Origin of the sequence: Leifsonia sp. CL147 (assembly GCF_900114565.1) — a bacterium.
Classification (GTDB): Bacteria; Actinomycetota; Actinomycetes; order Actinomycetales; family Microbacteriaceae; genus Leifsonia.
The window spans coordinates 15,693-30,172 of sequence record NZ_FOTM01000008.1 but is presented as its reverse complement, the minus strand read 5'-3'; the positions used below and the strand labels follow the sequence as shown (position 1 = coordinate 30,172).

Below are 14,480 nucleotides of genomic sequence, written 5' to 3'. Positions count from 1 at the left end.
CCCGGACGCTGACCTTGGACCGGGAGGGACTAGCCTCCAAAGCCGGGGAAGGCCGGAGGCTGCTGACCAACCTGCTGGCCCTGGTTGCCGTCGTCGGAGCCGCCTGCGGGCACCGGAGCCGGAACCGCGCTTCCGGCGCCTACCGGAACGGCCGCACGGCTCTGGGCCGGGTTGGCGCCGCCGCCCTGGACGGGCGCGTCGAGGTCGCGGAGCTGGCTCTCGATGTAGCTCTTGAGACCCTTACGGTAGTCCCGCTCGAACGTGCGGAGTTCATCGATGCGACGCTCGAGTCCGGTGCGCTCCTGGTCGAGGGCGCTGATCTGGGCGCGCTGCTTCGACTCGGCCTCTGCGACGATGCGGGCTGCGGTGGCGTGCCCCTCGGCGATGAGCTGGTCGCGCTTCTCGACGCCCTCGCGCACGTGCTCCTCGTGGAGCCGGCGGGCGAGCTGGAGGAGGTTGTTGGTGGCGTTGGGGTCGTTCGCGTCGTCCGCTGGCGGCTGGTACGCCGGAGCGGGCTGAGCCTGCGCCTGCTGAGCGGCCTGTGCGGCCTCCTGCTGCGCCTGGGCGAGGCGCTGACGCAGGTCTTCGTTCTCGCGCTGAAGACGCTCGGTCTCGGCGTTGCCGGCCTGCGCCGGAGCGGCGACGGCGCCGCCCTGGCCACCGCTGCGCTGCAGCTCGGCGATCCGGGAGTCGGCGGCCACGAGACGCTGCTTGAGCTCCTCGTTCTCCTGATTCAGGCGACGCAGCTCGACGACGACTTCGTCGAGGAAGTCGTCGACCTCGTCCTGGTCGTACCCCTCGCGGAACTTCGTCGGCTGGAACCGCTTGTTGACTACATCTTCCGGAGTCAGCGCCATGGCAAGCCACCTTCGTGAAAAATTGGAACAGAAACGCGTTCAGCCAACGCTAGCAAAGCGGATGGGACTCGCGCAGCCACCCGCACGGTCCGCGCGTCGGCTCGTCAACGATACAACGGGCGCTCCGCCGCGGGCCTCAGCAACACTCAGCGGAATCCCAGGGTCACGTACAGCCCGATGATGACCACCAGCATCGTGAGGCTCCACCCGAAATCGATCGCCACCGGACCCATGGAGACGCGCGGGATGATCCGGCGGAAGAAGCGGATGGGCGGATCGGTGATCACGTACGTGGATTCGGCCAGCACCAGCCCGAAGCCGCGCGGCCGCCACTGGCGGGCGAACACCCGGACGAGATCGAGCACGAACCGGGCCCACAGCACGAAGAAGTAGATCAGCAGCGCGTAGTAGACGACGGTCGCGATGATCGAGACGGCAAGCACCTACCCAGTATGGACGAAAGCGCACCGCCTCCCCTGCCGCCCACGGAGGAGGCGGAGGGAGCCGATGCGCTCAGGCGTCGTGGAGCCGGACGTCGCAGCCGGCGGGTGCGTCCCGCCGGAGGTCGCGTCCCCGCCAGGCGCCGCGTGCCGTCAGGCCTGGGCGAAGAAGGATGCGTCGACGTCGGCGTCCTGACCGCCGTGCTCGCCGGAGACCACGACGTGGCTCGGCGAGAGCAGGAACACCTTCGGCGTGACGCGCTCGATCTTGCCGTAGAGCCCCTGGGAGAGGCCGCTGGCGAAGTCAACGAGGCGCCGGGCGTCGCCCTCGCTCATCTGCGAGAGGTTGATGATGACCGGGATGCCCTCCCGGAACGACTCGGCGATCGCCTGGGCGTCGCGGTACTGGCGGGGGTGGACCGTGAGGATCTCGTTCATTTCCTGTACCGATGCATTCCGTGCTGTGGACGACTTGCGCAGCGGCGTGACCGGAGCGCGGCCGGCCGCGGGTGCGACCGGGGCGGGATGGGGGACGGCCTGCACGGGCGACGGAGCCGGCGCGGGGGCTTCGCGGCGCGGCTGGTGCTGCTCGTGCTGCTCCTCGAACTCCAGCTCCTCGTCGGCAAGGCCCAGGTAGACCATCGTCTTCTTCAGCGGGTTGGCCATGGCTTCCTCCGTACAGACCTGCGCGACGCCTCGCCACGCACGTGAACTCGTGCTTCGAGATTAACGAACCTCGGGCCGATTCCCGGTAATGGCCGTCCCGATCCGAAGGTGTGTCGCGCCGGCGGCGATGGCCTCCCGGTAGTCCTGCGACATCCCGGCCGAGATCGCGGAGGCGTCCGGGGCGAGCGAGCGGACGCGGCCGGAGGCGGCGCGCACCCGTTCGAAGGCGCTGGCGGGCTGCTCTCCGAGCGGAGCCACCGCCATGACGCCCAGCAGGCGCAGTCCCGGCGTTTCCAGCACGTGCTCCACCAGCGGCTCCAGGTCGCGATCTGCGACGCCGCCGCGTCCGGGATCGTCCGTCAGGTTGAGCTGGACGAAGACGTCGAGGTCCGGGTCGGCCTCGCCCTCGCGGGCGGCCAGCGCATCCACCAGCGACAGCCGGTCGACCGAGTGGACGACGGACGCGTATCGCCGCACCTGCCGCGCCTTCTTGCCCTGCAGCTGCCCGACGAAGTGCCAGGCGAGGTCGAGGTCGGCCAGCTCGGCGGCCTTCGCCTGCGCCTCCTGATGACGGTTCTCCCCGACGTCGCGCACGCCGAGCCCGGCGAGCTCGCGCACCAGCGACGCCGGGTGGAACTTCGTCACGACGATGGTGGTGAGCTCCCCGGGCGAACGGCCGGCGGCCCGGGCGGCGTCCTCGACGCCCTCCCGGACCGCTGCGAGCCGCTCGGCCAGCCCGTTACTTGAGGAAGTCGGGGATGTCGAGGTCGTCATTCTCGTCGTCGAACGCCGGGTCCTTCTGGGGTGCCGCCTCTGCGGCCGGGCTCTCGCCGGTCTGCCAGGTGTCGGCGGCGGGAGCGGGAGCCGCGGCCTCGCCTGCTTCGAACGGCGCGGAGGAGGCCGCCTGCGCCTGCTCGGATCCGGCCTCCACATAGCTGGCGCGCCGGCCGTCGACCGCCGCGGGCCGCGTGTTGGGCTCGCCTCCGTCGAAGCCGGCCGCGATGACGGTCACGCGCACCTCGTCGCCGAGGGTGTCGTCGATGACCGCACCGAAGATGATGTTCGCCTCCGGGTGCACCGCCTCCTGGACCAGGCGAGCGGCGTCGTTGATCTCGAAGATCCCGAGGTTCGATCCGCCCTGGATCGAGAGCAGGACTCCGTGGGCGCCGTCGATCGACGCCTCCAGCAGCGGCGAGGCCACGGCGAGCTCCGCGGCCTTGATCGCCCGGTCGGCGCCGCGCGAGGAGCCGATCCCCATGAGCGCCGAGCCGGCTCCCTGCATGACCGACTTGACGTCGGCGAAGTCGAGGTTGATGAGTCCCGGGGTGGTGATGAGGTCGGTGATGCCCTGCACACCGGCGAGGAGCACCTGGTCGGCGGTGGAGAACGCCTCCAGCATGCTGATGCCGCGGTCGCTGATCTCCAGCAGCCGGTCGTTCGGCACCACGATGAGGGTGTCGACCTCTTCCTTGAGCCGCTGGACGCCGATCTCGGCCTGCTGCTGCCGGCGCTTGCCCTCGAACGAGAACGGCTTGGTGACGACACCGATCGTCAGCGCGCCGATCGACTTCGCGATGCGTGCAACGACCGGGGCGCCGCCCGTGCCGGTGCCGCCGCCTTCACCCGCCGTGACGAAGACCATGTCGGCGCCCGCGAGGGCTTCCTCGATCTCCTCGGCGTGGTCCTCCGATGCGCGACGGCCGACCTCGGGGTCGGCTCCGGCGCCGAGGCCGCGGGTGATCTCGCGCCCGACGTCGAGCTTGACATCGGCGTCGCTCATCAGCAGCGCCTGCGCGTCCGTGTTGATGGCGATGAACTCGACGCCGCGGAGGCCGAGCTCGATCATGCGGTTGACGGCGTTGACGCCGCCTCCGCCGATGCCGACGACCTTGATCACGGCGAGGTAGTTCTGTTGTGCTGTCACGTCCGGCCTCCACGGGAACCTTCGACCTCAAGTTGAGGCTTAAAGTCTTGCTCAGTATGCAATTCTCGATCCGACGTTAGGTGCGCGGTGGCCCCGCCCGGGTAACCCGGCAGGCGTGTCGGAAAAGTGCCATCCATCTCGGCGCTAGCCCGTCGTCACGCTGTGCGGCGACGAGACGTCGTAACGGGATGCGCCGGCTGCGCTCTTCAGCAGAGCGGCGAGGTCCGCGGCCTTCAGCGAGGAGTCCTCCGCGCTCCCCCAGACCACGGTCGCATGGCTGCTGCGCAGGGTGAAGCTCACGTCGTCCTTCGTCTTCGCGGCGATCGTGTCGACCTGCGCCAGGACGCCCGGAGGCAGGGCGCTCAGCACGCTCGCGGCCGCGGCGAAGCCCGAGTCCGCATCCACGTCCGCCGCGCCGCCGCTCGCCGCGATGAGGGGGAAGCCGTCCGGCCGCTTCTCGCTGCTCGCGATCGGAACCTTGGCCGCATCCACCAGGGTGTATGCGCCGCCCTGCTGGATGACTCCGACGGGCTGCCGCTCGACCACGCGGACGACGATCGAGTCCGGCGGATGGCTCTCGACCGTGTAGCTGCGGATCAGCGGGAAGGCGGCGAGGTCGCTGGAGATCCCCGCCTGGTTGAGCAGCGGCAGCGGCGTGCCCCGCTGATCCGAGAGCTTCTTCTCGATGGCGGTCGCATCCAGCCGGGAGGTCCCCGTCACCTGGATGTGCTTGAGCGCGAGCAGCGGAGAATACGCGATGATCGCGACGGCGAGGACGAGGGCGGCCACGACTCCCGCGGCGGCCAGCCAGGCGAGGCGGCGACGCCGCGAGCGCTTGGTGAAGCGACGGACCTCCCCGCGCTCGACGCGCTTGCGCTCGCGACGGGCCGCGCGCAGCGCCGTGGCGATCTCGCGGTTCGTGGGCAGCCGCGAGTAGGGCGAGCTCTCCGTGCCGGGCGCGGGAGCGGGGAGCGGCGACCGCACGGGATCCCGCTGCTCGGGCTTCACCACGGGGATGGGCTCGGTCACGGTCCCGACGGTGCGCGGCACGGCCTCGTCCCGGTCTCGCCCGCCGCGCTCCTCCGCGTTCCCACGCGGCGCGGCGGACGCCGCGGCCGGCGCCTCCTGCCGGTCGAAACCCTGAGGACGCTTCACGGGACGCCTACTCCGCCGGGACGGCGTCCGGGTGCTCCCGGCGCAGCGAGTCCAGCAGCTGGGGGACGATGCGGTAGACGTCGCCGCAGCCCAGCGTGATCACGAAATCGCCCTCGCGCGCGATCTGCGCGGTGTGGTCGGCGGCCTGCTGCCAGTCCGCGATGAAGGCGACGTGCTCGGGATGCGCGAAGCGGTCGGCGACGAGCGCTCCGGTGACGCCGGGCTCGGGATCCTCCCGAGCGCCGTAGACGTCCAGCACGACGGTCTCGTCGGCGTACTGCTCGAGCGTCTCGGCGAACTCCCGCGCGAACAGCCGCGTGCGGCTGTAGAGGTGCGGCTGGTGGACGGCGATGATCCGGCCGTCGCCGACGACGGTGCGCGCGGCCGAGAGGGCTGCGGCGACCTCGGTCGGGTGGTGCGCGTAGTCGTCGTAGACGCTGACGCCGCCGACGGTCCCGTGCAGCTCGAAGCGGCGCTCCGTGCCGCCGAACCCGGCGATGGCCGCGAGTGCTGCGGCCGGGTCGAAGCCAAGGCCGGTGAGGACGGCGAAGGCTCCCCCGGCGTTGACGGCGTTGTGGCGGCCGGGAACGCGCAGGCGGGCCGCGTAGTCCTCGCCGCGGTAGCGGAGCACGAAGGACACCGGACCGTCGGTGACGATGGAGCGCACCTGGACGTCTGCATCCTCGGCCTCGCCGAAGGTGACGATGCGCTTGTCCGGCGCCTCCTCGCGCAGGCGGCGCGTGACGTGGATGGCGCCGGGGTCGTCGGAGGACACGACGACGAACTCGTCGGCCTCGCGCGCGAACGTGACGAACGCATCCTCGAACGCCTCCAGCGAGCCGTAGTGGTCGAGGTGGTCCGGATCGACGTTGGTGATCAGGGCGACGGCCGTGTCGTACAGCAGGAACGAGCCGTCGGACTCGTCCGCCTCCACCACGAACAGCTCGCCGGCGCCCGTCTGAGAGCTCTTCCCGAGGGAGGCGATCACACCGCCGTTGACGAAGCTCGGGTCCTCGCCGAGGCCGAGCAGCCCGGTGATGATCATGCCGGTGGAGGTGGTCTTCCCGTGGGCGCCGGCGACGGCGACCAGGCGGGACCGCTTGATCAGCCAGGCGAGCGCCTGGGAGCGGTGCAGCACCGGAAGGCCCTTCGCCAGCGCCAGCTGGTACTCCGGGTTGTCCTGCCACAGGGCTCCGGTGACGACGAGCGTGTCGGCGTCGCCGACGTTGGCCGCGTCGTGGCCGACGGTGATCGTCGCCCCGAGGCCGCGCAGGGTGTCGATGTTGGCGGAATGCCGCACATCCGATCCCGTCACCGTGTAGCCGGCCTCGAGGAACAGGCGGGCGATGCCGCTCATCCCCGAGCCGCCGATGCCGACGAAGTGCAGCTTTCCGAGCTCGTCGGGCAGGGTGAGATTCGGGTCTGGCTTGATCGTCACCCATGCAGCTTACGCGGCGAACCTCCATAACCCTTCGAGGCGCCGCCGACGCCGGCGGTTCCGGGTCAGAGCGATTCGCGGATGAGGGCGACCATGCGGTCGGAGCCGTCGCGGACGCCCGCGGAGGCGGCTCGAGCGGCCATCGCGGCCACGCGGTCCGTGTCGGCGAGCAGGGGCAGGAGGTGCGCATCCACCCACGGAGGAAGGAACTCGGCGTCGTCGACCAGCAGGCCTCCCCCGGCCTGGACGACGCCGGCCGCGTTGAAGCGCTGCTCGCCGTTGCCGATCGGGAAGGGCACGTAGACGGCGGGGATGCCGAGGGCGGCGAACTCGCACACGGTCGCAGCGCCCGCCCGGGCCACGGCGACGTCGGTGAGCGCGAAGGCCAGGTCCATCCGGTCGCAGTAGTCGAGCAGGCGGTAGTGCTCCACACCGGGGTCGGTGAGCTCGCCGCGGCCGCCCTGGATGTGCAGCACCTGCCAGCCTGCGGCGGTCACCTCCCGGGCGCGGGCGACGATCGTCTCGTTGAGGCGCCGCGCACCGAGCGAACCACCCGTGACGAGCAGGGTGGGGCGCTCGGCGGACAGCCCGAACTCCGCCGCCGCGGGCGCGCGGGCGGCGGCACGATCGAGCTCCTCGATCTCGACCCGCAGCGGCATGCCGACGAAGGTGGGATGCGGAAGCGGCGTCCCCTCGAAGGCCACCCCGACCCACGGCGTGTACCGTGCCCCCAGCCGGTTCGCGAGGCCCGGCCGGGCGTTCGCCTCGTGGAGCACGAGCGGAACCCGCTCGCGACGTGCGGCGGAGTAGGCCGGGGCGGCGGCATAGCCGCCGAACCCCACCACGACGTCGATCCCCCGGGAACGGATCAGCTCGCGCACCGTCCGGATCGTGCGCCGGTACTCCCCCGGGAAACGCAGGGCCGCGGCATTCGGGCGGCGCGGGAAGGGCAGCTTCGGGATGGTCGCCAGCTCGTAGCCGCGCTGGGGCACGAGCCGCGCCTCCAGACCCTCCGCCGTGCCGAGGACCAGCACCTCGGCGGCGGGGTCGTCGCGCCGCAGGCGGTCGGCGACGGCGAGCAGCGGGTTCACATGGCCGGCGGTGCCTCCGCCGGCGAGAAGGTAGCGCGTCATGCGCGCAGGTCCTCCGCATCCCGGCGCTGGGCGGCGAGGGAGTCACGGTGGGACTGGCGCGCGAACGACAGCACGATTCCGATGGCGGTCATGGAACTGATCATCGCAGTCCCACCTGCGGAGATCAGTGGGAGCGGGACGCCGAGAACCGGGATGACGCCGAGCACCACCGCGATGTTGACGAACGCCTGGCCGATCAGCCAGACCATGATGGCCGCCGTGGTCACCCGGGCGAACGGATCCGTGGACGAGTGGATGATGCGCAGGAAGACGATCGCGAGCATCACGAAGAGCAGCAGCACCACGACGGCCCCGATCAGGCCCAGCTCCTCGCCGATGATGGCGAAGATGAAGTCCGTGTCGGCGGCCGGGAGCCAGGACCACTTCGAGTGCGAGTTGCCGAGCCCCACGCCGAAGACGCCGCCGGACGCCAGCGCATAGAAGCCGTTGTTGATCTGCCAGTCGACATCCGGATTGGCCGCGCTCGTCCCGCCGAACGCCGCCGCGATGCGGCCCAGACGGCTCGCGCTGGAGATCGCGACGAAGAAGGCCACGACGCCGACGGCCACCACCCCGGTGAACAGGTACCGGATCCGGACACCCGCGAAGAACAGGCCGCCGAGCACCAGCCCCGCCATGATCATGGTCGTGCCGAGGTCGCCGCCGAGCGTCACCAGGGCGATCGCACCGCCGGCGACCGGGACGACCGGGATGGCGACGTGCTTCCACTGGCCGAGCACCTCGCGCTTTCGCGCCAGCACGATCCCCAGCCAGACGACGAGGGCGAGCTTGATCGCCTCCGACGGCTGCACGGTCAGCGAGCCGATCTTGAGCCAGTTGCGGTTGCCGCCGATCTCCATCCCGAGCGGAGTGAGCAGGACGAGCACCTGCAGGAAGCAGGCGGCAGCGAGGAAGAACCAGATCGATCTGCGCCAGAACGCCCGCGGAAGCCGCGACACCACGAACATCAGCGGGAGGCCGACGAGCGCGTACGCACCCTGCGACCAGAAGCGCGCGAAGAAGTTGTTGCTGTCGTTGTGCGACTCGACCGCCGACGACGACAGCACCATGACGAGACCGAACACCACCATGAAGAGCGTGATGCCGAGCAGGAGGAAGTAGTTGGCCGACTCGGACGTCATCGCCCGCCCGAGCTGGATGCGCGTGGTCAGCGCTCCGAGACGGCCGGCGCGCGACTCGGTCTCCTCAGCCCTGATCCGGGTCGGGACGCGAGGCGGACTCGTCATCTGCCTCACCTCCCACGTACTCGTTGACCGCTGTCTGGAAGCGACGGCCGCGCTCCGCATAGTCGGCGAACTGATCCATCGACGCCGCCGCCGGGGCGAGCAGCACCGTGTCGCCCTCGCGGGCGAGGCCGCCGGCCAGCCGCACCGCCGTCGGCATGACCTCCTCAGTCTCGCGGGCCTCGACCTCCAGCACGGGAAGCTCCGGCGCGTGTCGCCGGAATGCAGCCATCAGCGGCTCGCGGTCCACTCCGATGAGCACCGCCCCACGGAGGCGGCCCACGTGGGCGGCGACCAGCGCATCCACGTCGACGCCCTTCAGCAGGCCGCCCACCAGCCAGACCACGGACGGGTAGGCGCGCAGCGATGCGTCGGCCGCGTGAGGGTTCGTCGCCTTGGAGTCGTCGACCCAGCTGACGCCTGCTTCGACCCGGACCAGCTCGATGCGGTGCGCATCCAGCCGGAACGCGGTCAGGACATCGCGGATCGTCTGCGGAGTGACCCCGTACGAGCGCGCGAGGGCGCTGGCGGCGAGGATGTTCGCGACCACGTGCGGCGCATCCAGCCCCGCCTCGCGGAGCTCGTCCAGGGTGGTCAGCTCGATGGCGGCGTTCGCGCGGTCCTCCAGGAACGCGCGATCGCAGAGGATGCCGTCCACGATCCCGAAGTCGCTCGGGCCGGGAACATCCAGTCCGAAGCCGATGGCGCGCGCGCCCTCGACGACCTCCGCCTCCTCCACCATCCGCAGCGTGTTCGCGTCGGCCCGGTTGTAGACGCAGGCGACTTGCGTGTTGTCGTACACCTTGGCCTTCGCGGCGATGTACGCCTCGAGCGACCCGTGCCAGTCCAGGTGGTCCTCGGCGATGTTGAGGCACGCGGCGGAGAACGGCGAGAGCTCGCCGCCGGCGTTGCGGTTCACCCAGTGCAGCTGGTAGCTGGAGAGCTCGACGACGAGCACGTCGAAGCCCTCCGGATCGCGGATGGCGTCGAGCACCGGGACGCCGATGTTGCCGCACGGCGCGACCCGGTTGCCGCCGGCGAGGATCATCGTCGCGGTCAGCTGCACGGTCGTCGTCTTGCCGTTGGTGCCCGTGACGCAGATCCAGTCGGCCGGGCCGTCGGCGCCGTCGGCGCGGGCGACCTTGTCGCGCAGGCGCCAGGCGAGCTCGATGTCCCCCCACACCGCCGTGCCGTTCTCCTGCGCCCAGACGAGCAGCGGGTGGTCCCAGTGGAATCCGGGGGACGCGATGACGAGCTCCGGGTCGAACGCGACCAGTCGCTCCGGCGCAGCACCCAGGTCGGCCTGCTCCACGAGCTCGGCGCCGATGACCTCGAGCAGCATCCGCCGCTCGTCGTCCGCCTTCGCCGTCACGACGAGCACGTCGGCACCCAGTTCGGCGAGCGTGTCGGCGACGGAGAATCCGGTGACGCCGAGCCCGTAGACGGCCACGCGCAGCCCGCTCCAGTCCGCGTGCCAGCTGGTCAGCCCCACGAGCCTTTCGGCGGTCCGGTCCGCCGGCGTGCCGGGGTCGCGCGAGTCGGTCATGTCGCCAGCCACTCCAGGTAGAAGGAGCCGACGCCCGCGGCCACCAGCAGGCCGCCGATGATCCAGAACCGCACCACGACCGTCACTTCGGCCCATCCCTTGAGCTCGAAGTGGTGGTGGACGGGACTCATCAGGAAGATGCGTCTGCCGTGCGTCAGCTTGAAGTACGCGCGCTGCACGATCACCGAGCCCGCCTCGATGACGAACAGTCCGCCGATGAGGATGAGCAGGAGCTCCGTGCGGCTCAGGATGGCGAGCGCTGCGACCGCGCCGCCGAGGGCCAGGGAGCCGGTGTCGCCGAGGAAGATCTGCGCAGGCGAGGTGTTCCACCACAGGAAGCCGACGACGGCTCCGACGATGGCCGTCGCCACGATGGCCAGGTCGAACGGGTCGCGCACGTCGTAGCACTTGGCGACGTTCTCGGGATTGAGGGTCACGCTCGTGCACGACTGGATCGACTGCCAGAAACCGATGATGATGTACGCGCCGACGGCGAGGATCGACGCGCCGGAGGCGAGGCCGTCCAGCCCGTCGGTCACATTGACGCCGTTCGAGGTCGCCGCCACGATGAAGTTGATCCAGATGAGATACAGGCCGTAGCCGACGAGGACCCCGATGACGCCGAACTTCGTGATCGAGCCGAAGTCGAGGACCGGGATGTCGCGGATGACCGAGACGCTCATCGACGCCGGCGTGTAGTCGTGGCCGTTCGGGAACCGGATCGCGAGGAACGCCCAGACGCTCGCGACGATCACCTGACCGGCGACCTTGGCCCAGCCGGTGAGGCCGAGGCTCCGCTCACGCCGGGTCTTGAGGAAGTCGTCGACGAAGCCGACGACGCCGAGCCCCACCATCAGCAGCAGCACCAGGAGGGCCGAGACGCTGGTCTCATCCCCGGTGAGCAGCAGAGCCGTGAAGTAGCCGAACAGCGTGCCGAGGATGACGACGATGCCGCCCATCGTCGCGGTGCCGCGCTTCGCGTGATGACTCTGCGGGCCGTCGTCCCGGATGAACTGCCCCCACTGCAGGCGGCGGAACAGCCGGATGAAGAGCGGCGTCAGGAACAGCGTGAACGCCATCGACAGCGCACCGGAGGTCAGCAGGGCTTTCACGAGAAGAATTCTCCCAGTCGGTCGCCGAGGAACCGGAGTCCCGCCGAGTTCGACGACTTCACGAGCACGGTGTCCCCGGCGCGCAGCGCGCCCGTCAGGTGCTCGAAGGCGGCGTCCTGCGTGTCGAAGAAGATCGACTCGCCGTCCCACGAGCCCTCTTTGATCGCGGAGATGTGCATCCGCCGGGCGCCGGGCCCCACGACGACCAGCTGGTCGATGCCGAGGCGGACGGCGAGCAGGCCGACGCGGTCGTGCTCCTCGCCCGAGAACTCGCCCAGCTCGCTCATCTCGCCGAGCACCGCGACCGTCCGGCCGGGCCGCTCCGAGATCTGGGCGAGCGTCCTGAGGGCGGCGGACATCGAATCCGGGCTGGCGTTGTAGGCGTCGTTGATGACGGTCACCGCGCTTCCGCCCAGCACCTCCATCCGCCAGCGCTCCGCCGTCTTGACGGACTGCAGCGCCGCGACGATGAGATCGATGCCGACGTCGAGGACGTGCGCAGAGGCGGCGGCGGCCAGCGCGTTCATCACGTGGTGCTCGCCGAGCACCTGGAACCGGACCGGCCGCGAGGACCCGTCCGGCAGGTGGAGCGTGAAGGAGGTGCCGCGGCGGTCGGACACCACAGCGGTCGCGCGCACGTCGGCACGCTCGTCCAGTCCGAACCACAGCACTCGGGCGACCGTCTTATCCGCCATCGTGCGCACGCGCGCATCGTCGATGTTGAGCACGGCGACATCCGACTCCAAGAGGTCCGTCACCATCTCGGACTTCGCGAGCAGGGTCTTCTCGATGCCGCCGAACTCGCCGGCGTGCGCCAGCCCGACCTTCAGCACCACGCCGACGTCCGGGCGCGCCATCCGCACCAGGCGGGCGATCTCGCCGATGCCGCTCGCGCCCATCTCGGCCACGAGGAACTGCGTCCCCTCGTCCACCTGCAGCATGGTCACCGGGGCGCCGACCTCGTTGTTGAACGAGGCGCGCGGCGCGATGGTCGGCCCGACCTGCTCCAGCACCGCCCGCAGCAGGTTCTTGGTGGTGGTCTTCCCGTTGGAGCCGGTGATCCCGACGATCTTCAGCCTCCCGAGCGAGCGCACGCGCGCGATCACCTCGGTGGCGAGGTCGCCGAGGGCCGCGACCGTGTCCTCGACCAGCAGCTGCGGGACCGGCAGGTCGAGTGGATGGTCGACCGCGACGAGCGCGGCGCCCGCCTGCGCCGCCTGCGGGGCGAACAGGTGGCCGTCCGTGAACTCGCCGGGCTTGGCGAAGAACAGCGAGCCGGGGACGACCTCGCGCGAATCCGTCGTCGACTCGCCGGCGACCTCGGTCTCAGGCGTCGCGTCCGTCCCGTCGAGCAGCAGCGTGCCGCGGGTGGCCGCGGCGATCTCGGCCAGCGTGAGAGCGATCATCTACAGCCACCCCGCCTCTCGCAGTGCGAGGCGGACGTCCTCGCGTGCGGAGTAGGGCAGCCGCTGTCCGGCGACCTCCTGGTAGTCCTCGTGGCCGGGGCCGGCGTACAGCACGACGTCTCCTTCTCCGGCCAGCGAGAGCGCGGTGCGGAAGGCCGCGCGCGGGTCCGGGATCTCGTACAGCTCGAGGTCCGGCACGGCCGAGCGCGCCCCCTCGAGCAGGGCGGTGCGGATGCTGGCCGGGTCCTCGAAGCGGGGGTGGAAGTCGGTGATGACGACCGCATCCGAACCGCGGGCGGCGATCGCGCCCATGTCCGTCCGCTTGGTGGTGTCGCGGTCGCCGTCGGCTCCGAACACCATGACGACGCGCCCCTCCGTCACCTTGCGCAGCGCGCTCAGCGTCGAGAGGAAGGCGTCGGGGCTGTGGCCGTAGTCGATGAAGACCACGGGACCGCGCTCGCCCGAGAGGCGCTCGGCGCGACCCGGGATGTACGCGTCGATGCCGCCGTCGCGCTCCAGTGCTGCGCCGATCGCGTCGAGGTCGTAGCCGGACTCCACCAGCATGACGATGGCCAGGGCGGCGTTGGCCGCGTTGTAGGCGCCGAGCAGCGGGATGCGCGTCTCGAGCCGGCGGCCGTCCGGGCCTTCCAGCGCGAAGGCCGTGTGGGTGATCGTCTCCTCGAGCACGGTGAGCATCCACTCGGCGTCCGACCCGGGCGAGGTGGAGAGGGTGGCGACCGGGATGCGCGACTGCTCCACGAGCCGGCGTCCCCAGTCGGAGTCGACCGTGACGACGCCGCGACGCGCGCGGTCGGGCTGGAAGAGCTCCAGCTTGGCGGCGAAGTAGTCGTCCATCGCCGTGTAGTCGTCGAGGTGATCGTGGCTCAGGTTGGTGAAGCCGACGACGTCGAAGACGATCCCGTCGACGCGGTGACGGCTCAGCGCCTGCGCCGACACCTCGACCGCCACGGCGCGGACGCCCTCTTCGCGCATGCGGGCCAGCAGGGCGTGCAGCTCGCTCGCCTCCGGGGTGGTCAGCTTGCTCGTGATGGCGGTGTCGCCGATGCGGCGCTCGGCCGTCGAGCTGAGGCCGGAGACCACGCCGAGCTGGCCGAGGATGGCGTTGAGCAGGTACACGACGCTGGTCTTGCCGTTGGTTCCGGTGACGCCGAAGAGAGTCGCCGAGTTCTCCTCGGTGCGGTAGATCCAGGCGGAGACGGCGCCGAGCGCCGCGCGGGGGTCCGGCGTGACGATGACCGGCAGGCCGGAGTCGGCAGCGAGTGCCGCGCCCTCCTCGTCGGTGAGGACGGCGACCGCTCCGGCCTCGGCCGCGGCGGCCGCGTACGTGGCGCCGTGCGCGTTGCGTCCCGGCACCCCGATGTAGAGGTCGCCCGGTTCGACGACGGAGCTCGCGAGGGCAGCACCGGTCACCTCGACACCGTCGAGGTCGCCGCGGGCGTCGAGCCCGAACTCGGCGACCAGCTGGGCGAGCGGGCGGGCGACGGGATGCTCGGGGCGCAGGGACGAGGGCGCCGGTCCTGTCACGAGGCTCACTTTCC

The 14,480-nt window shown here is 70.8% G+C and carries 13 protein-coding genes; all 13 read right to left on the bottom strand.

Annotated elements, in window-relative coordinates; all coding sequences use genetic code 11:
* Positions 1-29: 29 nt before the first annotated feature.
* Entirely contained in the window at positions 30-857 is an 828-nt protein-coding gene (locus BM287_RS08830) for a DivIVA domain-containing protein (protein ID WP_090038621.1), read from the bottom strand.
* A gap of 146 nt (positions 858-1,003) precedes the next feature.
* Positions 1,004-1,300, bottom strand: a complete 297-nt coding sequence (locus BM287_RS08825; RefSeq protein ID WP_090038623.1) for a YggT family protein — start codon at positions 1,298-1,300, stop codon at positions 1,004-1,006.
* A gap of 150 nt (positions 1,301-1,450) precedes the next feature.
* Positions 1,451-1,963, bottom strand: coding sequence for a cell division protein SepF (gene sepF / locus BM287_RS08820; protein ID WP_090038625.1), 513 nt, complete (start codon positions 1,961-1,963; stop codon positions 1,451-1,453).
* Between the two features lie 60 nt (positions 1,964-2,023).
* Entirely contained in the window at positions 2,024-2,737 is a 714-nt protein-coding gene (locus BM287_RS08815) for a YggS family pyridoxal phosphate-dependent enzyme (RefSeq protein ID WP_090038627.1), read from the bottom strand.
* Positions 2,703-3,887, bottom strand: coding sequence for a cell division protein FtsZ (gene ftsZ / locus BM287_RS08810; RefSeq protein ID WP_090038630.1), 1,185 nt, complete (start codon positions 3,885-3,887; stop codon positions 2,703-2,705). Before ftsZ ends, BM287_RS08815 begins: the two co-directional genes overlap by 35 nt.
* Before the next feature lie 144 nt (positions 3,888-4,031).
* On the bottom strand, positions 4,032-5,042 hold the full coding sequence (locus tag BM287_RS08805) for an FtsQ-type POTRA domain-containing protein (protein WP_090038633.1): 1,011 nt from the start codon (positions 5,040-5,042) through the stop codon (positions 4,032-4,034).
* 7 nt (positions 5,043-5,049) lie between these two features.
* Positions 5,050-6,480, bottom strand: a complete 1,431-nt coding sequence (murC, locus tag BM287_RS08800; protein ID WP_090038638.1) for a UDP-N-acetylmuramate--L-alanine ligase — start codon at positions 6,478-6,480, stop codon at positions 5,050-5,052.
* 65 nt (positions 6,481-6,545) lie between these two features.
* On the bottom strand, positions 6,546-7,613 hold the full coding sequence (locus tag BM287_RS08795; protein WP_090038641.1) for a UDP-N-acetylglucosamine--N-acetylmuramyl-(pentapeptide) pyrophosphoryl-undecaprenol N-acetylglucosamine transferase: 1,068 nt from the start codon (positions 7,611-7,613) through the stop codon (positions 6,546-6,548).
* Complete coding sequence (ftsW, locus tag BM287_RS08790) at positions 7,610-8,860, bottom strand: putative lipid II flippase FtsW (protein ID WP_090038643.1); 1,251 nt, start codon at positions 8,858-8,860, stop codon at positions 7,610-7,612. The genes BM287_RS08795 and ftsW overlap by 4 nt, the downstream gene beginning before the upstream one ends.
* On the bottom strand, positions 8,820-10,403 hold the full coding sequence (gene murD, locus BM287_RS08785; protein WP_090038645.1) for a UDP-N-acetylmuramoyl-L-alanine--D-glutamate ligase: 1,584 nt from the start codon (positions 10,401-10,403) through the stop codon (positions 8,820-8,822). Before murD ends, ftsW begins: the two co-directional genes overlap by 41 nt.
* Positions 10,400-11,515: a phospho-N-acetylmuramoyl-pentapeptide-transferase gene (gene mraY, locus BM287_RS08780; protein WP_090038648.1), complete on the bottom strand. Its 1,116-nt coding sequence runs from the start codon at positions 11,513-11,515 to the stop codon at positions 10,400-10,402. Before mraY ends, murD begins: the two co-directional genes overlap by 4 nt.
* Positions 11,512-12,921, bottom strand: coding sequence for a UDP-N-acetylmuramoyl-tripeptide--D-alanyl-D-alanine ligase (gene murF / locus BM287_RS08775; protein ID WP_090038651.1), 1,410 nt, complete (start codon positions 12,919-12,921; stop codon positions 11,512-11,514). Before murF ends, mraY begins: the two co-directional genes overlap by 4 nt.
* Positions 12,922-14,466, bottom strand: coding sequence for a Mur ligase family protein (locus tag BM287_RS08770; protein ID WP_090038688.1), 1,545 nt, complete (start codon positions 14,464-14,466; stop codon positions 12,922-12,924).
* Positions 14,467-14,480: the final 14 nt, after the last annotated feature.